The following is a 19,405-nucleotide window of genomic DNA, read 5'->3' on the forward strand; positions in this document are numbered from 1 at the left end:
CCCGTGCCGCCCGTCGAGTCGCTCCTCGCCTTCGCGCTCGCCTCGGTCGTGCTCGTCGCGATCCCGGGGCCGAGCGTGCTGTTCGTGATCGGCAGGTCGCTGTCGCTCGGTCGACGGGGCGGGCTGCTGAGCGTGGTCGGCAACGAGCTCGGGTCGCTGGTGCCGATCACCCTGGTGGCGCTCGGCGTCGGCTCGGTCGTGGCGCAGTCGGTCGCCGTGTTCACGGTGGTCAAGCTGCTCGGCGCCGCCTACCTGGGGTACCTCGGGGTCCAGGCGATCCGGCACCGCCGCGAGGGCGCCGACGTCGCGGTCGACCCGCGGGTGCGTCCCGCGTCGTCGTGGACCACCCTGCGGCAGGGCTTCGTCGTCGGCGCGACCAACCCCAAGACGATCGTGTTCTTCGTCGCCGCGCTCCCCCAGTTCGTCGACTTCCACGCCGGCGCCGTGCCGTTGCAGATGCTCGTGCTGGGCCTGGTGTTCACGCTCATCGCGCTGGTGCTCGACGGCACCTGGGCGGTGCTGGCCGGCACGGCGCGCGCTTGGTTCGCGCGGTCGCCGCGCCGGCTGTCCGCCGTCCGCGCCACCGGCGGCGGGATGATGCTCGGCCTCGCCGGCACGCTGGTGCTCACGCCCGCGAAGGCCTGAGCGCCGGCCGGCTCAGACGGTGAGCAGCACCTTGGTGGCGCGGCGCTCGTCCATGGCCGCGTAGCCCTCCGCCGCCCTCTCGAGGGGCAGCGTGAGGTCGAAGACCTGGCCCGGGTCGATCTCGCGGTCCCAGATCAGGCGGATCAGCTCGGGCAGGAAGCGGCGCACGGGCGCGGGCCCGCCGTGCAGGTGGATGCCGGCCATGAACATGTCGTCGCCGGGCAGCGCGACGTCGTGGGAGACGCCCACGAAGCCCATGTGGCCGCCCGGGCGGGTCGAGTGCACGGCCTGCATCATCGACTCCTGCGTGCCGACGGCCTCGATCACGGAGTGCGCGCCGAGCCCGCCGGTCAGCTCCTTGATGCGGGCCACGCCCGCGTCGCCGCGCTCCTCCACGATGTCGGTGGCGCCGAAGCGGCGGGCCAGCGCCTGCCGGTCGGCGTGCCGGGACATCGCGATGATGCGCTCGGCGCCGAGCTGCTTCGCGGCGAGGATGCCGAGCAGCCCGACCGCTCCGTCGCCCACGACGGCGACCGTCTTGCCGGGGCCCGCCTCGGCGGCGACGGCCGCGAACCAGCCCGTGCCCAGGACGTCGGAGGCGGCGAGCAGCGACGGCACGAGGTCGGCGTCGGGCATGCCGGGCGTCGCGACGAGCGTGCCGTCCGCGAGGGGGATGCGGGCCCGCTCGGACTGGGTGCCGAGGGTGCCCATGAGCACCCGGTGCACGCAGTAGGCCTGGTAGCCGGACTCGCAGATCTCGCAGGTGTTGTCCGACGCCCAGAAGGAGCCGACGACGAAGTCGCCGACCTTGATGGTCTTCACGTCGGCGCCGATCTCCTCGACGACGCCCACGTACTCGTGGCCCATGACGGCGTCGTGGACGTCCTCGACGCCGCGGTAGGGCCACAGGTCGGACCCGCAGATGCAGGTGGCGGTGACGCGGATGATCGCGTCGGTGGGCTCGATGATCCGGGGGTCCTCGCGCTCGATGACGCGCACGTCGCCGGGGGCGTGCAGGACGACTCCACGCATGGTGGTGCTCCGTTCGTTGGTGTGACTCAGTAGCGGATCGGGGTACGCCGGCGGGCGGCGGAGGTGGCGGCGGAGGTGGCGACGGCCGCGGCGAGCGCCACGGCGACGACGGTGACGAGGCCCAGGGGCAGGATCGTCGCGGCGCCGGCGAGCCCGACCAGCGGGGCGGCCATGCCGCCGAAGCCGAAGCGGACCATGCCGAGCAGGGACGACGCCGTGCCCGCGAGCCGCGGGTAGCCGACGAGAGCGAGCGTCGTCGCGGGCGGGGAGGTCGTGGCCACGCCGCTCGCGAGGGCCAGCAGCGACACGACGACGACCCACAGCGGCGTCGTCGTCAGGCCCGACACCAGCAGCCCGAGCGCGCCGAGGCCAGCGAGCCCGGTGCCGACGGCGAGGGTGCCGGGCACGCTCCAGCGCTCCGCGGCCCGGCCCGCGAGGAACCCGCAGGCCATGAAGCCGGCGGAGTTGAGGCCGAACGCGAGCGCGTACCCCTGCGGGGACAGGCCGTAGATGCCCTGCAGCACGAACGTCGCGCCGGACAGGTACGCGAACAGGGCCGCGTACATGAACCCCTGGTGCAGGACGGCGCCGACGAAGACCCGGTCGGACAGCAGCACGCGGAAGTCCCGACCGATCTGGACGAAGCCGCCGGCCGTGCGGCGCTCGGCGGGCAGCGTCTCGGGAAACGCGACGAGCGCGGCGACGAGGATGGCCGCGCCCGCGGCCGCGAGGAAGACGAACAGCCCGCGCCAGTCGGTGACGGTGTTCAGCTGCCCGCCCAGCAGCGGGCCGACGATCGCGGCGAGCCCGCCGACCACGGTGAGGCGGCCGTAGAAGCGGATCAGGGCGTCGCCGTCGTAGACGTCACGCCCCGCGGCCTGCGCGATGACGATGCCGACGCCGCCCGCGAGGCCCTGCACGAAGCGGGCGCCGATCAGCAGCTCCACGGTGGGGCTGACCGCGCACAGCGCCGACGTCCCGACGTACGCGACGACGCCGACCAGCAGGACGCCGCGCCGCCCGTACCGGTCGGACAGCGGGCCCGCGACCAGCTGCCCGAGGGCGAGCCCCACGAGGCAGGCGGTCACCGTGAGCTGGGCGACCGACGTCGCCGCCCCGAGGTCCGCGGTGAGGGCGGGCAGCGCGGGGAGGTACAGGTCCATCGAGATCGGGCCGAAGACCGTGAAGAGGAGCAGCAGGGCGGGCGCGGGCATGGCACCCAGCGTCCGTCCCCCGCCCGCCCGGCGGGAGTCCCTGACGAACCGTGTACCGGCAGTACACCCATCACGGCCGCCGCGGCGCGGTGTCCGTGCCTAGCCTGACGGTATGGACAACCGAGCGGAGGTGCGCGAGTTCCTCATGTCGCGCCGCGCCAAGGTCACCCCCGACGAGGCGGGTCTGCCCGGGGGCTCGAACCGCCGGGTGCCCGGCCTCCGGCGCAGCGAGGTGGCGATGCTGGCCGGGGTCAGCGTCGAGTACTACGCGAAGCTCGAGCGCGGCGCGATCGCGGGCGCGAGCGCGTCGGTGCTCGACGCCGTGTCGCGGGCCCTCAACCTGGACGACGCCGAGCGGGCGCACCTCCTCGACCTCGCGCGGGCGGCCGACGGCATCCCGACGTCGGGGCGCTCGCGCGGCCGTGCCACCCGGCCGGCGGGCCCTCGCCCGAGCCTGCAGTGGGCGCTGGAGGCGATCACCGACGGCGTCGCGTTCGTCCGCGACCCGCGGCAGAACCTGCTCGCGACCAACGCCCTGGGCCGCGCGTTCTACGCCCCCGTCATCGGCGACGGCGGTCGCACGCCCAACCTCGCGCGCTTCCAGTTCCTCGACCCGGCGGCCCGCGACTTCTACCCCGACTGGGACCTGTTCGCGCAGATGTGCGTGGGCGTGATGCGCGCGGAGGCGGGACGCAACCCCCACGACAAGGCCTTCCAGGACCTGGTGGGCGAGCTGTCCACGCGCAGCGAGACGTTCCGCACGCTCTGGGCCGCGCACGACGTCCGCATCCACGGCACCGGGACCAAGCGGTTCCGCCACCCCGTGGTCGGCGAGCTGACCCTCGCGTTCGAGGAGCTCGCCATCACCGCCGAGCCCGGCCAGGTGCTGCTCGTGTACACCGCGGAGCCCGGGTCGCCGTCCGCCGAGCGACTGCGGCTGCTGGCGTCGTGGGGCGCCGGCGAGGACGCCCCGGGCGTCGCGACGGGCCGGGCGGGCTGAGTTCACCCGGCCCCGGCGGTGGCGACGGCGACAGCGCGGGATACCGTCCCGCCATGCGGATGAACGCCGTCTGGGCGCCGGCGATGGAACCCGTGCGGGGGCGTGCGGTGGCCCCCGTCGCATGGACGCTGGCCTGGACGAACGCTCCCGCCCGGGCCCGGAGGACCGTGGCGGCGGTGACCTGGCCGCTGTGGGTCGCGGTCGTCGTGGTCCTCGGCGGTTTCGTGCACCACGAGCGCACGGTCGTGGCGCGCCTCACGCGCCGGAACCCGTGGCCGTCGGTGGGGATGTTCGCCCGCGGGGTGGGGGTCGCGGTCCTCGTCGGCGCCGCGCTCGGCACAGCCGCGGGCCAGGCGTCGTTCGCGCCGACCGTCGCATCGGTCGGCGTCGCCGTGGTGGTCCTCGGCTGGTTCGCCGCGGCGGTCCTGATCCTCGCGTTCGCCGCGGCCCGCACCTGGACCGCCGTGGCCCGCGCCCAGCGCGCCGCCCTGAGGGCGGCGTCGCGGGAGCAGCGTCGCGCCGACGTAGCGCGGTTCCGCGCGGCGGACTGGACGGTCGACTCCGTCGCGTCGCGGGGGCGCGACGGCGCGCTCGCGCTCGTCGCCCGACACGTCGGCGATGTCGTCGCTCCGCACGAGACGGTGGGGACCGTCGCCGCCACGACCCGGCACGCCGCGGTCTACCGACGCTTCGGCCTCGAGCCGCTGCCCAGCCGGCCCCTGGTCCTCGTGGGGTCCGCGCCCGCGCGCTGAGCCGGGCACCGCCGTGACGGCCTGGCAGGATGGCCGGCACTCCCCACGAAGGACGGACGACCCATGGCCTACTTCCGCCGCACCGGCGCGACGACGTTCCAGCCCACCGAGCACGTCGGCGGCGCCTGGAAGACCGACGAGCAGCACGTGGCTCCCACGCTCGGGCTGCTCACCCACCTGGTGGAGGCGGACCGCGAGAAGCGGGGCCGCGAGGACCTGGCCGCCACGCGGCTGACGTTCGACATCTGGGGCCCCTACCGCCTCGAGGAGATGGCCGCCGACGTCCGCGTGCTGCGCCCCGGGCGCGGCGTCGAGCTGGTCGAGGCGTCGGTGGCCTGCGCCGGCCGCACGGTGGTGACGCTGCGCGCGTGGCTCGCCGCCGTCGGCGACACGACGCCGCTCGCCGGGGGCGCGCCCGCGCCGCTGCCCGGCCCCGACGCGACCCCCGCCTGGGACCCCGCGGCGGACTGGCCGGGCGGCTTCGTCGAGTCGATCGACGTGCGCCGCGCCCTCGCCGGGCCGGGCCGCGGGCACGTCTGGGTCCGCACCGGGCACGCGCTCGTCGAGGACGAGGACGTGAGCCCGCTCGCCCGCACCGTCGGGCTGTTCGACCTCGCGAACGGCATGACGGTGCGCGCCGACCCGCGCCGCGTCGCCTTTCCCAACGTCGACCTCTCGGCGCACCTGCACCGCGCGCCCGAGGGCGGGTGGCTGGGCCTCGACACGAGCGTCGTCTTCGGCGCGACCGGTGCCGGCCTCACGTCCAGCGTGCTGCACGACGAACGCGGCGCGTTCGGCACGCTCGCGCAGGGGCTCGTCGTCCGCGCCCTCGACGCGCCGTGAGCCCCGACGTCCTGCGGGCCCGGGTGGCGGACGCCTACGACCGCCTCGGCCTGCCGTCCTGGGCGCCGCCCCGGGCCGAGGGCGTGGAGCCGCGCGACGAGGAGTACTCCCGGGTCTCCGACCTGCACAAGTACCGGGTGGTGCACGGCCGCGCCCATGCGTGGACCGAGGTGCTCGGCGCGCTGCCGGGCGTCGTCGTCGAGCGCCTCGGCCCCGTCACCACGGAGCGGCACGGGTTCGCGCGCGGCGTGCGCATCGTCTCCCCCGTGCCCGGCACGCTGCCGCTCGTGCTGCTGGAGCAGGACGCCGGCTCCACGGAGCACGGGGACGCGCCGGACTTCCTCCACCTCGCAGTGCAGGACCCCGACCACCGGATCGACCACGGCGTTCCCGACTGCGGCTGCGACGCCTGCGACTTCGGGTCGGCGGGCCTCCTGGAGGCGATCGACGACGACGTCCTCAGCATCGTCACCGGCCCGTTCGTCCTGCTGGTGGGCAAGGGCTGGAAGGCCACCTGGTACCCCGACGGCGGCAGCATGGAGGGGGACACGAGAGCGCCGTCGGACTTCAGCGCCGTGATGCGAGCGTGCCGCACGCTCGCCGACGGCGGCGCCCCTCGTCTCCCCCGATCGTCCACCGCGCTCGTCGGCCGGTCGTGGCTGGACGCCCCGGCCTGACGGGCCGACGCGTCGCGGCAGCGCGTCCACCGGGCGGGCGGTACGCGTGTCGTACGGCGAGGGACGACGTCGGCGACCGGTGACCGCGGGCCGTCAGGCCGGGCTGTCCTCGCGGGCGTCGTCGACCCTGCGGCGCACGAGCTCGACGATGCGCCCGACATTGACCGTCCAGCCCACGCCGAAGACGTGCGGGCTGAGGAGGTGCTCGCCCTCCGGGTCCCAGACGCGCTCGCGGATGCGCTCGATGGTCGGGATGCGGAACTCGTAGGGGACGAACCCGGCGACGGTGCCGTGCCAGGTGCGGTCCTCCTTGTCCTTCTGGAGCTCCTTGGTGACGGCCGCGACGACCAGGCCGACCATGATCAGCTGGAACAGCCCCGGCCCCCGCTTCCGGCCGCGGCCCGCCTTCCCGTGCTGGATCTCCTGCTTCGTGCCCATCTCGGCCTCCGCTCGTCGCGTGTCGGTGTCCTCACCCATCGTGCACCAGGCGGACGTCGTCAGCGCGAGGGTCGGGTGAGCACCACGGCGACGGCGGCCACGACGCACACCACGGCGGTGGTGAGCAGCCCGACGGAGAACGACGTCCCCGCGGCGATGAAGCCGACGACCAGGGAGCCGAGCCCGGTGCCGGCGTCGAACCCGATGTTCCACACGGCGCTGGCGGTGCTGTGCTGGCGCGCGGGCACGGCCGCGAACGCGGCGACGAGGGTGAGGTTCTGCAGGCTGCCGTAGGAGACGCCGACCATGGTCATCCCCAGCACGAGGAGCACCGGGCGGGGGCCGCCGTCGGCGATCGCCCCCGCGCACACCCCCAGCCCGGCGGCGCAGAACGCGAGCAGCGGCGCGAGGAAGACGCGCGGGCCGAACCGGTCGGCGAGGCCGCCCACGCCCCAGCGGGACAGCGCCGTCGCGGCAGTGAAGCCGAGCAGCCCCGCCACCGCCGCGCCCGCTCCCCCGGCGAACTGCGGCGCGAACGTCAGCAGCGCGCCGCCGGGCGTCGTCACCGCGAGCAGCACGAGCGACGGCATGACCAGCGCGAGAAGGACGCGACCGCGCCCCGGCCCGCCGTCGTCGACGGGCCGCCCGGCGCGCGCGGCGTCGCCGTCGAGGCACCGGCCGAGCAGGACGGCGAACGGCACGGCGAGCACGGGCAGCGCGCCGAGCGCGAAGACCACGCGGAAGTCGAGCGTCTCGGCGATCCACGCGGCGCTGGGGACCAGCACCAGCTGCGGGAACGCGATCGACAGCCCGTACAGCCCGATCGCGCGGCCGTGCCGCGGCCCGTCCACCAGGGCGGCCACGGCGCTCGACCCGCAGACGGTCAGCACGGCGAACCCCATGCCGCGCACCGCCGAGAGCCCGAGCAGCCACCCGAGCTGGTCCGTGGCCATGAACAGCAACGACGGCGCGCCGAGCAGCACCACGCCGGCCGTCATCGTGAGCCGCCAGCCCACCCGGCGCAGCAGCCACGGCACCGTGGTCTGCGTGAGCACGGTGGCGAGCATGAGCACCGCGTTGACGAGCCCGGCGCCGCCCTCGCCCGCGCCGCCGTGCACCGCCCACAGCGGCGCCGCCGGCAGCAGCAGCGCGTACCCCGAGAAGCCCAGTGCCGACATCGCGAGCAACGGCCGGAACCCCGGCACGCGCGCGACGGACGACGAGGGCTGAGGGGCGGGACGACGCATCGGGCGAACCTATCGCGCGGTCCACGCCGCGCCGCCGGGCGGTCAGCCCCCGACCAGCGCCTCCCCCAGCGGCGTGCGCTCGTGCAGGACCCGCGGGCCGTCGCGGCGCGAGTCGACCAGCCGCGCGGCGCGCAGCAGCCCCAGGTGGTGCGACGCCGTCGACACGGCGAGCCCGCCGGCAGCGGCGACCTCGCTCGTGGACAGCGGGCCGCGCAGCGCGAGCAGCACGCCCGCCCGTCCCGCCCCGAGCAGGTCCGCGAGCGCCCCGGACTGGTCCGGGGCGCCGTCGGACCACCGCTCGGAGATCCCCAGCGCCGGGTAGAAGAGCGTCGGCTGCGCGGGCGGCTCGGTGACCACCGAGCAGCGCGGCGCCATCACGGACGGCACCAGCACCAGGCCGCTGCCCGCGCAGTCGAGCACCTCGCCGTGCAGCCGCAGTCGCACGTGCACCGCGTCGGGGGCCCAGGCCACGGCCTCGTGCAGGGTCTCGACCATCGTGCCCAGCCCGTGCGTCGTCACACGGCGGGAGCGGGCGCCGATGTCCGCGCGCAGGATCCGCTCGAGCTGCCGCCACGACGGCGCGAGCACCGCGTCCCACACCTGCCGCCAGGCGTCGACGGCGAGGCCGCGGGCGTGCGCCGGGTCGTCGGCGAGGGCCTGCAGCAGCCGCCGGTCCGCGCCGTCGGTGCGGTCGACGCGCTTGAGCAGGTCGACCCGCAGCGGGCCGAGGTCGGCCTCCCGGAGGCGTTCGAGCTCCTCGTCGGGGCCGAGGTCCCAGCCGGGCGTGGAGGTGAGGAAGTCCGGCAGGTACCCGTCGGCGCCGACCAGCAGGGTCAGCAGCGCGAGGGGGCGCGCCGGGGCGCGGCCCCGCGCCGTGCGGAGCCACCCCCACTGCAGCGGGTGGTACGCGGGCTGGGCCAGCACGCGCACCGCGTGCGCCAGCTCGTGGCCGGGCGAGACGCCGAACCGGATCGCCGAGACGTCGTCGGGCGCGAGGCGGAACTCCACGACGTTCCTGCGCGAGCGGCTGTCCACGGCCACACCGTAGCGTCGGCGGACCGTGGTGGGATGGCCCGATGGTCATCCGGTTCCAGTCCCCGGCCCCCGGCAAGCGCGGCGTGCACACGGGCGTGTTCGGCCTCACGAACGTACTGGGCCGTGGCGGCCTCCTCACCCCGGAGGAGCACGCCGTCTGGCGCTCCGGCAACGACTGGTACGACGCGGCCTACACGAACCCCACCGACGTCGACCCGACGGTCTACGACGTCGGCGTCCACCCGCACGCGACGGCGTGGTTCAAGGAGACAGCCCACCACCTCCTCGAACGGGTCCCGCCGTACCTGGCGATCCTGCACGCGCACGGGATCGACTGCGTCCGCGTCGACGCCGCCGACCCCGGGCGCGTGATCTACGAGGACGCGGAGCAGATCGTCGTCGTGCCCCACGACCCTGCCGCGACGACGTCGTACCACCCGGGCGGACTCATCTCAGCAGCCCGTTGATCCGGTCGTTCACCTCCGTGAGCGTGGAGACGTCGCGGTCGCCGATGTAGATCTCGTCCATGATCGGCTGGACGATCGCCTCGATGGAGCCGAACGAGTCCGTCACCGGGAAGTACAGGGTGTTGCCGTCCTCCACGAGGTCCGTGAACACGGAGACGTCGAGGCCTCGCTCGGCGAACGCCTCGACCGCGGCCTCGGTGCCGGCGGGCCGCGCCGGGAAGACCACGCCCGCCTCCCCCACGATGCGCTGGCAGTCGTCGGACCCGAGGAACTCCACCCACCGGGCGGCCTCCTCGGGGTCCTCGGACTGGGCGCTGATCGAGTCCGCGAGGCCGTTGTACATCGACACCGGGTGGCCCACCGGGCCGCTCGGCAGGGAGGCGATCCCCAGGTCCACGCCCTCCAGGTTGGCGTAGGTGCCGAGCATCCAGGACCCGTTCGCGGAGATCGCCGCCCGGCCCGAGCCGAGCGCCTGCTGCGGGTTGGGCTCCGTGCCGACCTCCTCGAACGGCGCCATGTACCCCTTCTCCACCAGGCCGAACAGCCACTCCAGGGAGTCCTGCACCCGCGGGTCGTCGAAGTGGTACTCCGTGCCCCACACGTCCTTGTCGGTGAACTTCCAGCCGGTCGCGCCCGCCAGCCAGGACCAGGTGGTCTGCCCGGCGGTGCCGCCCGCTCCGTTCGAGGCCAGACCGTAGACGGCGACGTTGTCGGGGTCGAAGCCCTCCTCGTCGCCGCGGACCCCGTTCTCGTCGACGGTGAGGTGGGCGAGCAGCTTCTCGAAGCTGCCGCCGTCCTGGGGGTCCCAGTCGAGGCCCTCCAGGTCCTCCGGGCCCAACCCGGCCTCCTCGATCACGTTCGTGTCGTAGAACAGCGCGACGGTGTCGAAGTCCTTCGGCATGCCGTACTGCCCGCCGTCCTGCCCCACCCACAGGTCCGGGAGCCCCTCCTGGAACTCGCCGTAGTCGACGTCGGCCGTGGCGTCCAGGGTGTTCAGGTCGCGGAGCAGGCCCTTCTGGGCGAAGCCCGGGTACTGGGTGAGGTGGTCGGTGAAGACGTCCGGACCCGCCCCGGCCACGAACGCCGCGGTGAGCTTGCGCCAGTAGTCGTCGTACCCGTACTGGCTGATCCGCACCTGCAGGTCGGGGTTCTCCTCCTCGAAGGCGTCCGCGCAGCGCTGGTAGGCGGGCAGCTGGTTCGCGTCCCACAGCCAGTAGTCCAGGGTGACCGAGCCCTCGGCGGCGCCCGGTTCGGCGGGGCTCGCGCACCCGGCCAGGACGAGGGTGCCGGCGGTGAGCGCCGCGGTCAGGGTGGCCGTCGTCCGACGTGCGTGATTCATGGTCTGCCCCTCACTTGATCCCGCTGAAGCCGATGGAGTTGACGATCCGCTTCGCGAACGCGAGGAAGAGCAGGATCATCGGCAGCGCCGCCACCAGGGTCGCGGCCATCAGCCCGGCCCAGTCCGGCCCCGTCTGCGGGGTCTGCGCGGTGAAGTTGCCCAGCGCCACGGTGAGCACCCGGGACTCGTCGGTGTACGAGACCATCAGCGGCCAGAAGTAGTCGTTCCACGACCCGATGTAGGTCAGGATCGAGATCGTCGCGATGGGCCCCACCGACATCGGGATGATGAGCGCGAAGAACACCCGCACCTTGCTGGCGCCGTCGATGAGCGCGGCCTCCTCCACCTCGGTGGAGACGTTCATGAAGAACTGCCGCAGGAAGAAGATCGCGAACGGCGTCATGAACAGCCCGGGGAGCATGATGCCGAGCAGCGTGTCGATCAGGCCCAGGTCCCGGATCAGGATGAAGTTCGGCAGCAGGGTGAAGATCACCGGCACCATCAGCGACAGCAGGAAGACGCCGAAGACGACGTTGCGGCCCCGCCAGCGCAGCCGGGAGAACGCGTACGCGGCCATCGCGGAGAAGAACACCTGGCAGACGGTGACCACCGTGGCCACGATCACCGAGTTGCGCAGGTAGAGCCAGAAGTCGATGGACGCGCCCGAGCCGCCCTGCGCGATGGCCTCCTCGGTGGTCTGGAGGCCGAAGACCCGCTCGAACCCGCCCCAGCTGAAGTCGGCGGGCAGCAGGGACGTGGAGTTGGCGTACAGGGCCCCGTTGCTGGACAGCGCCGTGCGCAGGATCCAGTAGAAGGGGAACAGCGTGATGAGCAGCAGCAGGATCATCACCACCCAGGCCAGCACGCGGCCGACGCTGGGTGGGCGGCGTCGGCGGCGCACGGCCGCCGCGGGCGGCGGGGCGGACACCCCGGTGGTCGTCGGTTCGGCTGGCGCCGTCGTGGTCCCGGTCATGGTCTCCGCCCTCCTAGTTCAGGTCCGTCTGGCCGGCCCGCGTCACGCGGTACTGGAAGAAGGTGACCACCACCAGGATCAGCAGCATGGCCACGCTCAGTGCGGACGCGTACCCGAAGTCGAACTGGGCGAACGCCTTGTCGTAGATGTAGAGCTGCAGCACCCGGCTGGCGTCCACCGGACCGCCGTTGGTGGTGACCGCCACGGTGTCGAACACCTGGAACGACCCGATCACGGAGATGATCAGCACCAGCCCGAGGATCGGACGCAGCAGCGGCACCGTGATGCGGAAGAACATCCGCAGCTCCGACGCGCCGTCGACCCGGGCCGCCTCGTACATGGTGGGCGGGATGGTCTGCAGGCCGGCGAAGATCAGCAGCGCGGTGTAGCCCATGTGCCGCCAGACGTTCACCGCGGCGATGGTCGGGATGGCCCAGGTCTCGTCGGTGAAGAACCCGATGCGGTCGAGCCCGACCCACTCCAGCAGCTGGTTCCCGATGCCGAGCTGGTAGTCGAGGATCCACAGGAACACCAGGGCGGCGACCACGTTGGACACGAGGTACGGGGCGAGCACCAGCGAGCGCAGCAGCGTGGAGCGGCTGAGCCGCTGCATCAGCACGGCGATCACCAGGGCCACGACCGTCTGCAGCCCGATGTTGATGACCACGTAGAGCAGCGTCACGCGGACGGCGTTCCAGAACACCGGGTCCGCGACCATCTCGCGGTAGTTGTCGAGGCCCACGAACTGGGCCGGGCTGAGCAGGTCCCACGACGTGAAGCTCAGCCAGATGCCGCGGACCAGCGGCCAGAAGTAGAAGACCAGCAGGCCGATGCTGGCCGGCAGGATGAAGAGCAGGGCGAGCCGGGTGTCGTCCCGGCGGCCCGACCGTCGGACGGTCGGTACGGGTGGCGCGGTCGGTGCAGCCATCAGGTTCCTCCTTGCGTCGTTGCAAGCAGTGCTCGGACAGTGCGGTGCGGCCCGGCGTCGGGGACGACGCCGGGCCGCGGGTGGTGCTCAGTCGCGCGCGGAGCGGCTCCCGAAGTCCGGGATCGGCAGGCGCTCGCCACCGGCCAGCGCCGACGCGTGCGCCACGATGCCGGGGGCCGTGAACTTCGCGGAGAGCCAGGCGTCCACGGGCGCGTGCTCGCCCGTGACCACGGCGCGCACGAAGTCGTCGGCGAGGAAGTGGTGCGAGCCCTCGTGCCCGTTCGGCGCGTCGGCGTAGGTGGCGGGCAGCCGCGTCCGGTCGTGCACCGGCGCGGAGCCCGAGGTGAACGCCTCGCGCAGCGCCGGGTCGACGTCGGCGAGGTCCGCGTCGTCGCCCCCGCCCCGGACCGGGACGAAGTCGGCGGACACGTCCGTGGACGTCTCCTTGTCGTTCCACACGCTCTGGTGGGCGAGCTGCTCGAAGCTGGCCTCGGTGCCGAAGAAGCGGAACCGCGACTCGCGGATGTGCGAGGGGTAGCCCACCCGGCGCATCTCGTTGGTGCGCATCGCGCCGCCGTCGGCCAGCTCGAACAGCGCCGTGGCGTTGGAGAAGCTGTTCCCGAACTGGCTGACCTCTCGGTCGAAGACGCCGTCGCCCCGGCGGTCCTCCACGCCGATGCAGCTCACGCTCACCGCGCGGGTGGGCAGCGCACCGAGGACGCCGCCGATCGCGTGCGTCGGGTAGAGCATGGGCGGGTAGCTCGCGGTGGCCTTCCAGTTCTCGCCGCCGCTGTACTGGTACGCGGCGTAGAAGCCGAGGTCCATGTCGTGCACGTAGTCGCCCTCGGCGTAGAAGACCTGGCCGAGCGCGCCCTCGCGGACCTTCTCCCGGACGAAGACGGTGGCCGGGTTGTAGTAGCTCGTCTCGCCCATCATGTAGGTGAGCCCGGTGCGCTCGACGGCGGCGATGATCGCCTCGATGTCGGTGATCTCGGTGGCCATCGGCACGGCCGAGTAGACGTGCTTGCCGGCCTCCAGCGCCGCCAGCACCAGCGGCGCGTGGGTCCAGCGCTGGGTGAAGATGGCGACGGCGTCGACGTCCGAGTCGAGCATCTCCTCGAAGCTGTCGACGACGGTGGCGCGGTCGTAGCGGTCGGCCAGCGACTTGGCCCGCTCCGGCACCAGGTCGGTGATCGTGAGCCGGTCGACGTTCGGGTGCAGGTCCCAGAGCGTCGCGAAGCTGCGCGAGAACTGGCCCGCGCCGACGATGCCGATGCTGATCGAGCCGGCATCCTCGGCGAGCGGGGCGGTCGGGTCGAGGGGAAGTGCGGACAACGGTGCCTCCTGCTGGTGTGTCGGGTCAGGCCAGGTCGGTGCGGTAGGGCGGCGGGTCGACGAGCATCCACTGGCACGCGACGACCGCCGCGCCGCGGGCCCACTCGTCGAAGCCGGAGGAGAACGTCACCACGGTGGGGCGGGTGGCGTGGGGGTCGAGGTGGTCGGCGAGCGCGGCGTCGAGGGACGGACGGGCGTGGGCGAGCATGCCGAGGCCGTCGCCGGCGAGGATCACGGCGGGCAGGCCGAGCGTGTTCGCGAGCTGGGCGATCAGCACCCCCAGGGCGCGCCCGGCGTCGGCGAAGACGCGCAGCGCGACCGCGTCGCCGTCGTCCGCCAGCGCGAGGGCGGCGTCCAGGTCCAGGTCGGCCCGCCCGCGCGGCACCCCGATGCCCTGGGTGATGGCCGCCGTGGTGAGGAACGCCGACGCGCAGCCGCGGTGCCCGCGCTCGCACACCGGCCCGGATTCCGCGACCCGCATGTGCCCGATCCGGCCGACCCTGCCCGACGGACCGGCGAGCACCCGGTCCTCGATGACGATGCCCAGCCCGACGCCGACGCCGACGGTCAGCACGGCGAGGTCGCTCATGCCGCGGCCGGGGCCGGACCACTGGACCCCGGCGGTCAGGGCCCGGGCGTCCTCGCTGAGCACGGTGGGGATCCCCGTCGCCCGCTCGAGGATGCCCGCGAGGGGCACCTCGTCCCAGCCGAGGAAGGGGTTGTGGCGCACGGTGTCGTCGAACCGGGACATCCGGCCGGCCAGCCCGACGCCGAGCGCCTGGATCTCCCCCGGCTCGCGCAGTTCGTTCACCAGTTCAAGGATCTGCGCGACGACGGTCTCCTGCTCGACGTCGGCGAGGTCGCGGTGCCCGGACGCCTGCACGAGGCCGGCGGCGTCCGTGCGGACCGCGAACACCTCGTCCGACGTCACCTTGACGCCGATGAACAGGTGGCGCCCGGCCAGGAGGACCAGCGGGACGCCCGGGCGCCCCCGGCTCTCGCCCGGGACCGCCGGTTCCTCGGCGATCCGGCCCGCATCCTCAGCGACCAGCCCGGCGGCCAGCAGCGGCTGCGTGGTCTTGGTGATGCTCGCCGGGGAGCGCTCGAGGCGCCGCGCGAGCTCCGCCCGGGAGAGTGGCCCGGCCAGGAGCAGGGCGCGCACGACCGCTCGGGCGGAGGGCTCCAGGGAGCCGAGGCGGGGAACGTCTGCGCGGCGCTGCACGCCCCGAGCCTGACGCCTATTCCTTCACCGTGTCAATGAAATGCCGAAAACTCCCGCGCTGGTGCTCGCCCTCCTCGAGGAGCGCGACGACCCGGTGGACGCCGTCGTGCACGCGTTCGACTCCGCGGCCCGCGACCTCGTGGCGTCCGGTGACGCCGACGGCTGCCCCGTCGCCACGATGGCGCTCGACGTCGTGGACACGAACGACCCTCGACCTGGCGGGTCTTCCTTTCGACGTCGGTCGAAACGCTCGTGGCCCGGCACGGGGAGCCCGAGGCTGGGGACACGCCGCGGGCAGCCACCCGGGGCGCACACCGCACCTCGAGGGAGAGCCACCATGGCCGCCGTCGTCCCCGCCGACACCATCCGCATCCCGGGCTCGCGCACGCTGCGCTTCGAGGGCCGCGATCACGGCTCCGGCGTGTCGTTCTTCCTCGTCACGAACGACCCCGGCAAGGGCCCGGACCTGCACCGCCACCCCTACACGGAGACGTGGTCGGTGCTGGAGGGCGAGGCGACCATCCGCATCGGCGCCGAGACCGTCGTCGCCCGCGCCGGGGACACCGCCGTCGTCGGGCCCGACGTCTGGCACGGCTTCACGAACACCGGCACCGGCGTGCTGCGCATGATGTGCATCCACGCCTCCGCCACCATGATCCAGGAGAACAAGAGCGAGGAGCACCGCTGATGTCGTTCCAGGCCTACCTCGACACCGTCGAGACGAAGACCGGGCTCACGCCGCGCCAGATCGTGGACGCCGCCGCCGCGCAGGGCCTCGGCCCCGAGAGCAAGACCATGGCCGTCGTCGCCTGGCTCAAGGAGACGTACGGGATCGGGCACGGGCACGCGCAGGCCATGGCGCACGTGATCGTCAAGGGCGACCGGATCGGCACCAAGCACGTCGGGACCGCCGGCTCGCACCGCGACGCGAGCGAGCGGCTGTGGCTCGACGGCAAGGACTCGCGGCCCGCGGACTGGTGAGAGCGGGCCTGACACCGGTCAGTCGCCCGGCCACTCCCCCGTCCAACGCTCGAACGCGCGGGCGCCGCCGCGGTCGATGGCCGCCTTCACGACGGAGAAGATCGCGCCCTGCAGCAGCGACGCGAGCAGGATCTCCCGCATCCGGTACTCGGACTGCAGCGGCGTGGGCGCGTCGTCGGGGTGCCCGGGCGCAACCCGCTTGTAGACCTGCTTGAAGACCTGCCCCGCCACGATGCCGCCGACGATCGAGCTCACGATGCCCACCGGCCGGTACAGGATCTTCGCCGCCTTGCTGCCCGACTTCTCGGTCCGGACCACGTCGTTGTCCTCGCTCATCCCCCGACGCTAGGCCGGGCCGGGCCGTCCCGCACGGGGCGCCGCCCGACGCCGGCCGCGCGATGGTTACAGTGCCAGGGTCGCCCGCCGGTACCAGCCACGACGCCCCGCTCGAAGGAGGACGCATGATCCGCACCGTGCGCCCCCTGCTGACGAGCCGTCGCGGGCGCCTGGCCGGGGTGCTGCTGGTGCTCGCCCTCGTCGTGGGCGTCGTCCTCATGCACGCCATGAGCGGCTCTTCGACCCGGCACGCCGCCCACCACGTCCCTGCCGCCGTGGTGGTTCAGGCGCACACGACGCCGGGCACGACGGCGGCCGCCCCCGCAGACAGTGCGCACGCCGGTGCGCCGGTCGTCCAGGACGCCGGCGCCCCCTCCGGCTGCGGTACCGGCGGCTGCAGCGGGCACGAGATGGTCACGGCCATGTGCCTCATGATCCTGGCGGTGCTGCTCACGCTCGTCGGCCCCGTGCCGCGCGCCCTGCTGCGCGCCGAGGGCCCGCGCCTCGTGGCACGGGTCCCGCTCCCGGTCGAGGCCCGCCCGGCGGCCGGCCCCAGCCTGCACGCCCTCGGGATCTCTCGGACGTAGGACCGCCCGGGCCCGCCCCCCGGACCGGGGCGGAGGCCCACCGCGGATCCCACGAGAGACCCCGAGAAAGGCCCACCCCTCATGACGCACACCTTCCTGGCGCGTGCCCGCGTGCCCGCGCTCGCCCTCGCCGTCGCCCTGACGCTCGCCGCGTGCGGCGCGGACGACGGCGCCGACCACGACATGGCCGACACGGGCGGCGCCTCGTCGTCGCCCGACGCGCCGTCGGACACCGCGACGGACGCCCCGTACGACGCCGCGGACGTGATGTTCGCCCAGATGATGCTCCCGCACCACGAGCAGGCGATCGAGATGTCCGACGCCCTGCTCGCCAAGGACGGCATCAGCCCCGAGCTCGTCGACCTGGCGGAGCAGATCAAGGCCGCCCAGGGTCCCGAGATCGACACCCTCACCGCCTGGCTGCGCGACTGGGGCGCCGACCCGGAGGCCGGCGCCGGCACGGGCCACGACGACCACGGCATGGCCGGCATGATGTCGACCGAGGACATGCAGGCCCTCGAGGACGCGACGGGGGCCGACGCCGAGCGCCTGTTCCTCGAGCAGATGGTCGCCCACCACGAGGGCGCGGTGGAGATGGCGCAGGCCGAGGTGTCCGGCGGCGAGCACGCCGGCGCCGTCGAGATGGCGCAGTCGGTCGTCGACACCCAGACGGCCGAGATCCAGCAGATGCGGGACCTCCTGGCGTCCCGCTGACGCGCCGGTGACCCGGGCCCGGGCGGCCCGGGTCACCGCTCCCCGACCAGCTCGTGATCGTTTCGTGACATTCCACCCGCCGGTGCGGTACGTTCCTCCGGGCCGGTGGTTCAGGCAGCAGGAGAGGTCGCATGACACCCCACGTTCACAGGAGCACCGCGCACCGCGGCGCACCCGCTCCGTCCGACGCCTCGGCGCAGGCCGCGCGATGACGCAGACGCAGCCCGCACCGGCCCCCGCCACCCGCACCTACCCGAGCCGACGCGACCCCGGACGCGGCGGGCGCAGCCGTCCCGTCACCGCCGTCCGGCACGTCCCGGAGCCCGTCCGCGAGACCGCCCCGCCCCGAGCCGCTGTCCCGGCCGCGCCTGCCGCCCCCGTCCGCACCGCACCCCCCGTCGCGCCCGCGCCGCCCGTGCACGTCCACGCTCCGGCGACCGCCACGCCCACCGTCGTGCACGCGCACGTGTTCGACCCCGTCCGCCCGGCGGCGGGCCGCGAGACCCCGCGTGTCGAGACCTCCCGCGGCGAGACGACCCGCTCCGAGCACCGTCCGGTGCGCAAGTCGGCGCGCAAGCGCGTCCCCGGCCGCCTCGCGGGCCTGGGCGTCGGGCTGACCGTCGCCGTCGCGACCACCGCGACGCTCACCGGTATCGCACCGCAGGCCGCGGCCCCGGAGCCCGACGACCAGCCGACGACCGGCTCGCTCGAGGCGATCACCGCCGCGGCGGCCGCCGCCGTCGACGACCGTGACGGCGCCGCCTCGCGCAGCGGTGCCCGCGCGGGTGTCGCGCAGGCCTCGACCGTGAAGCAGACCGCGGGCGGCGCGACCGTCACGGTGTCGGACAAGGCGAAGATGTCGGTCGAGACGCTCGACCGCGGCGAGATCGAGGGCCCGCCCCCGGTGCTGCCGGGGTGCGAGGGCGTGGCCGCCGGGACCGGGACCAACGGGCAGATCCCCTCCAGCGAGCTGTGCACGCTGTGGGACGGGCGCACGCAGGTCCGCGCCGACGCCGCCGTGAAGCTCGCCGAGCTGAACGAGGCGTACAAGGCCGCGTGGGGCGAGTCGATGTGCATCACGGACGGCTTCCGCAGCTACGCGCAGCAGGTCGCGACGAAGGCCGCCAAGGGGTATCTCGCGGCCGCGCCGGGCACGTCGAACCACGGCTGGGGCCTCGCCGTCGACATCTGCCCCGAGACGTACTCCGGCTCCCGGTGGAACTGGCTCGCCGCGAACGCCCCGGCCTACGGCTGGGACAACCCCGACTGGGCCCGGCCCGGCGGCTCCAAGTACGAGCCGTGGCACTGGGAGTACACCGCGGGCGTCACGCAGATGGGCGGCTACTGACCGGACCCGCGAGCCGGCGCACCGCGTCGAGCACGTCCACGCCGTCGGGAGACACCTCCGGGTGCTCGTCGGGGACTCCCGCGACGCTCCCACCCGACGACGACGCGCGCACCCGGAGCGCTTCGGCCCGCGTCGCCCACCCGGGCGTACAGTCGATCGCGGACCACCCTGACCAGCGACGACGTGGACGACGGCGGAGGACCCGATGACCTTCACCCACCCCCGGGGCACGCGCGGTACGGGGAGCGCACCGACCGCGAACCGCCCGTGCTCCGCCTGACGCGGCGCTGAC

General features: G+C 74.1%; 22 protein-coding genes. 11 read left to right on the forward strand and 11 right to left on the reverse strand.

The features are described from left to right. Positions 1-3 precede the first annotated feature (3 nt). Positions 4-645 carry a LysE family translocator gene (locus ACH443_RS08525; protein ID WP_429762891.1) on the forward strand — a complete coding sequence of 214 codons (642 nt, stop codon included), beginning with the start codon at positions 4-6 and terminating at the stop codon, positions 643-645. A gap of 12 nt (positions 646-657) precedes the next feature. On the opposite strand, the gene ACH443_RS08530 is transcribed toward ACH443_RS08525, so the two are convergent. Continuing rightward, positions 658-1,677, reverse strand: a complete 1,020-nt coding sequence (locus ACH443_RS08530; RefSeq protein ID WP_430590042.1) for a zinc-dependent alcohol dehydrogenase family protein — start codon at positions 1,675-1,677, stop codon at positions 658-660. A gap of 26 nt (positions 1,678-1,703) precedes the next feature. Further along, positions 1,704-2,891 (reverse strand): multidrug effflux MFS transporter, encoded by a 1,188-nt coding sequence (locus ACH443_RS08535; protein ID WP_430590043.1) that lies wholly within the window; start codon positions 2,889-2,891, stop codon positions 1,704-1,706. A gap of 112 nt (positions 2,892-3,003) precedes the next feature. On the opposite strand from ACH443_RS08535, the gene ACH443_RS08540 reads away from it, so the two are divergent. The 4 genes from ACH443_RS08540 to ACH443_RS08555 all read left to right on the forward strand — a co-directional run bounded on the left by ACH443_RS08540 (position 3,004) and on the right by ACH443_RS08555 (position 6,163). Continuing rightward, entirely contained in the window at positions 3,004-3,891 is an 888-nt protein-coding gene (locus tag ACH443_RS08540; protein WP_430590044.1) for a helix-turn-helix domain-containing protein, read from the forward strand. A gap of 53 nt (positions 3,892-3,944) precedes the next feature. Beyond that, positions 3,945-4,643: a hypothetical protein gene (locus ACH443_RS08545; RefSeq protein ID WP_430590045.1), complete on the forward strand. Its 699-nt coding sequence runs from the start codon at positions 3,945-3,947 to the stop codon at positions 4,641-4,643. Positions 4,644-4,706: 63 nt separating this feature from the next. Further along, entirely contained in the window at positions 4,707-5,486 is a 780-nt protein-coding gene (locus ACH443_RS08550; protein ID WP_430590046.1) for a thioesterase family protein, read from the forward strand. Next, positions 5,483-6,163 carry a DUF6226 family protein gene (locus ACH443_RS08555; RefSeq protein WP_430590047.1) on the forward strand — a complete coding sequence of 227 codons (681 nt, stop codon included), beginning with the start codon at positions 5,483-5,485 and terminating at the stop codon, positions 6,161-6,163. Before ACH443_RS08550 ends, ACH443_RS08555 begins: the two co-directional genes overlap by 4 nt. A gap of 93 nt (positions 6,164-6,256) precedes the next feature. Here the strand turns inward: ACH443_RS08555 and ACH443_RS08560 are convergent, their stop codons facing one another. Genes ACH443_RS08560 through ACH443_RS08570 form a run of 3 tightly spaced genes read right to left on the reverse strand, consistent with a single transcriptional unit; the run spans position 6,257 to position 8,883 of the window. Next, the gene (locus tag ACH443_RS08560; RefSeq protein ID WP_430555574.1) at positions 6,257-6,601 is read right to left on the reverse strand and encodes a DUF5808 domain-containing protein; all 345 of its coding nucleotides are present in this window, start codon (positions 6,599-6,601) and stop codon (positions 6,257-6,259) included. A 59-nt stretch (positions 6,602-6,660) separates the two neighbouring features. Then, a complete protein-coding gene (locus ACH443_RS08565) occupies positions 6,661-7,848 on the reverse strand; it encodes an MFS transporter (protein ID WP_430590048.1) in 1,188 nt (395 codons plus the stop codon). Between the two features lie 42 nt (positions 7,849-7,890). Then, positions 7,891-8,883 carry a DUF5937 family protein gene (locus ACH443_RS08570; RefSeq protein ID WP_430555576.1) on the reverse strand — a complete coding sequence of 331 codons (993 nt, stop codon included), beginning with the start codon at positions 8,881-8,883 and terminating at the stop codon, positions 7,891-7,893. Between the two features lie 41 nt (positions 8,884-8,924). Here ACH443_RS08570 and ACH443_RS08575 point away from each other — a divergent pair, with 41 nt between their 5' ends. Then, entirely contained in the window at positions 8,925-9,350 is a 426-nt protein-coding gene (locus tag ACH443_RS08575; RefSeq protein ID WP_430590049.1) for a hypothetical protein, read from the forward strand. On the opposite strand, the gene ACH443_RS08580 is transcribed toward ACH443_RS08575, so the two are convergent. The 5 genes from ACH443_RS08580 to ACH443_RS08600 all read right to left on the reverse strand — a co-directional run bounded on the left by ACH443_RS08580 (position 9,331) and on the right by ACH443_RS08600 (position 15,147). Then, positions 9,331-10,689 carry an ABC transporter substrate-binding protein gene (locus ACH443_RS08580; protein WP_430590050.1) on the reverse strand — a complete coding sequence of 453 codons (1,359 nt, stop codon included), beginning with the start codon at positions 10,687-10,689 and terminating at the stop codon, positions 9,331-9,333. The genes ACH443_RS08575 and ACH443_RS08580 overlap by 20 nt on opposite strands. Positions 10,690-10,699: 10 nt before the next feature. Further along, entirely contained in the window at positions 10,700-11,662 is a 963-nt protein-coding gene (locus ACH443_RS08585) for a carbohydrate ABC transporter permease (RefSeq protein WP_430590051.1), read from the reverse strand. Between the two features lie 13 nt (positions 11,663-11,675). Continuing rightward, on the reverse strand, positions 11,676-12,590 hold the full coding sequence (locus ACH443_RS08590) for a carbohydrate ABC transporter permease (RefSeq protein WP_429762880.1): 915 nt from the start codon (positions 12,588-12,590) through the stop codon (positions 11,676-11,678). 87 nt (positions 12,591-12,677) lie between these two features. Further along, positions 12,678-13,925, reverse strand: coding sequence for a Gfo/Idh/MocA family protein (locus tag ACH443_RS08595; RefSeq protein ID WP_430555579.1), 1,248 nt, complete (start codon positions 13,923-13,925; stop codon positions 12,678-12,680). Positions 13,926-13,950: 25 nt separating this feature from the next. Further along, on the reverse strand, positions 13,951-15,147 hold the full coding sequence (locus tag ACH443_RS08600) for an ROK family protein (RefSeq protein ID WP_430590052.1): 1,197 nt from the start codon (positions 15,145-15,147) through the stop codon (positions 13,951-13,953). Positions 15,148-15,187: 40 nt separating this feature from the next. Between ACH443_RS08600 and ACH443_RS08605 the strand changes: the two genes are divergently transcribed. Together ACH443_RS08605 and ACH443_RS08610 are read left to right on the forward strand one after the other, a co-directional pair. After that, the gene (locus tag ACH443_RS08605) at positions 15,188-15,835 is read left to right on the forward strand and encodes a cupin domain-containing protein (protein WP_430590053.1); all 648 of its coding nucleotides are present in this window, start codon (positions 15,188-15,190) and stop codon (positions 15,833-15,835) included. Next, entirely contained in the window at positions 15,835-16,128 is a 294-nt protein-coding gene (locus ACH443_RS08610) for a DUF4287 domain-containing protein (RefSeq protein ID WP_430590054.1), read from the forward strand. Before ACH443_RS08605 ends, ACH443_RS08610 begins: the two co-directional genes overlap by 1 nt. Positions 16,129-16,146: 18 nt before the next feature. On the opposite strand, the gene ACH443_RS08615 is transcribed toward ACH443_RS08610, so the two are convergent. After that, positions 16,147-16,464, reverse strand: a complete 318-nt coding sequence (locus ACH443_RS08615) for a DUF4235 domain-containing protein (protein ID WP_430590055.1) — start codon at positions 16,462-16,464, stop codon at positions 16,147-16,149. A gap of 125 nt (positions 16,465-16,589) precedes the next feature. On the opposite strand from ACH443_RS08615, the gene ACH443_RS08620 reads away from it, so the two are divergent. From ACH443_RS08620 to ACH443_RS08630, 3 genes are all read left to right on the forward strand, one after another. Further along, entirely contained in the window at positions 16,590-17,051 is a 462-nt protein-coding gene (locus ACH443_RS08620) for a hypothetical protein (RefSeq protein ID WP_430590056.1), read from the forward strand. Between the two features lie 81 nt (positions 17,052-17,132). Next, complete coding sequence (locus tag ACH443_RS08625; protein ID WP_429762871.1) at positions 17,133-17,765, forward strand: DUF305 domain-containing protein; 633 nt, start codon at positions 17,133-17,135, stop codon at positions 17,763-17,765. 208 nt (positions 17,766-17,973) lie between these two features. After that, complete coding sequence (locus tag ACH443_RS08630) at positions 17,974-19,113, forward strand: M15 family metallopeptidase (protein WP_429762870.1); 1,140 nt, start codon at positions 17,974-17,976, stop codon at positions 19,111-19,113. The last annotated feature ends 292 nt before the right edge of the window (positions 19,114-19,405 follow it).

Origin of the sequence: Isoptericola sp. NPDC019571, assembly GCF_044389385.1 — a bacterium.
Classification (GTDB): domain Bacteria; phylum Actinomycetota; class Actinomycetes; order Actinomycetales; family Cellulomonadaceae; genus Isoptericola; species Isoptericola nanjingensis.

Bases quoted from the DNA above. Each gene is read 5' to 3' on its own strand.
- ACH443_RS08530 (WP_430590042.1), bottom strand. From the start codon at position 1,677: ATGCGTGGAGTCGTCCTGCACGCCCCCGGCGACGTGCGCGTCATCGAG.
- ACH443_RS08535 (WP_430590043.1), bottom strand. From the start codon at position 2,891: ATGCCCGCGCCCGCCCTGCTGCTCCTCTTCACGGTCTTCGGCCCGATC.
- ACH443_RS08540 (WP_430590044.1), top strand. From the start codon at position 3,004: ATGGACAACCGAGCGGAGGTGCGCGAGTTCCTCATGTCGCGCCGCGCC.
- ACH443_RS08545 (WP_430590045.1), top strand. From the start codon at position 3,945: ATGCGGATGAACGCCGTCTGGGCGCCGGCGATGGAACCCGTGCGGGGG.
- ACH443_RS08550 (WP_430590046.1), top strand. From the start codon at position 4,707: ATGGCCTACTTCCGCCGCACCGGCGCGACGACGTTCCAGCCCACCGAG.
- ACH443_RS08560 (WP_430555574.1), bottom strand. From the start codon at position 6,601: ATGGGCACGAAGCAGGAGATCCAGCACGGGAAGGCGGGCCGCGGCCGG.
- ACH443_RS08565 (WP_430590048.1), bottom strand. From the start codon at position 7,848: ATGCGTCGTCCCGCCCCTCAGCCCTCGTCGTCCGTCGCGCGCGTGCCG.
- ACH443_RS08575 (WP_430590049.1), top strand. From the start codon at position 8,925: ATGGTCATCCGGTTCCAGTCCCCGGCCCCCGGCAAGCGCGGCGTGCAC.
- ACH443_RS08580 (WP_430590050.1), bottom strand. From the start codon at position 10,689: ATGAATCACGCACGTCGGACGACGGCCACCCTGACCGCGGCGCTCACC.
- ACH443_RS08585 (WP_430590051.1), bottom strand. From the start codon at position 11,662: ATGACCGGGACCACGACGGCGCCAGCCGAACCGACGACCACCGGGGTG.
- ACH443_RS08590 (WP_429762880.1), bottom strand. From the start codon at position 12,590: ATGGCTGCACCGACCGCGCCACCCGTACCGACCGTCCGACGGTCGGGC.
- ACH443_RS08605 (WP_430590053.1), top strand. From the start codon at position 15,188: ATGCCGAAAACTCCCGCGCTGGTGCTCGCCCTCCTCGAGGAGCGCGAC.
- ACH443_RS08610 (WP_430590054.1), top strand. From the start codon at position 15,835: ATGTCGTTCCAGGCCTACCTCGACACCGTCGAGACGAAGACCGGGCTC.
- ACH443_RS08615 (WP_430590055.1), bottom strand. From the start codon at position 16,464: ATGAGCGAGGACAACGACGTGGTCCGGACCGAGAAGTCGGGCAGCAAG.
- ACH443_RS08620 (WP_430590056.1), top strand. From the start codon at position 16,590: ATGATCCGCACCGTGCGCCCCCTGCTGACGAGCCGTCGCGGGCGCCTG.
- ACH443_RS08625 (WP_429762871.1), top strand. From the start codon at position 17,133: ATGACGCACACCTTCCTGGCGCGTGCCCGCGTGCCCGCGCTCGCCCTC.
- ACH443_RS08630 (WP_429762870.1), top strand. From the start codon at position 17,974: ATGACGCAGACGCAGCCCGCACCGGCCCCCGCCACCCGCACCTACCCG.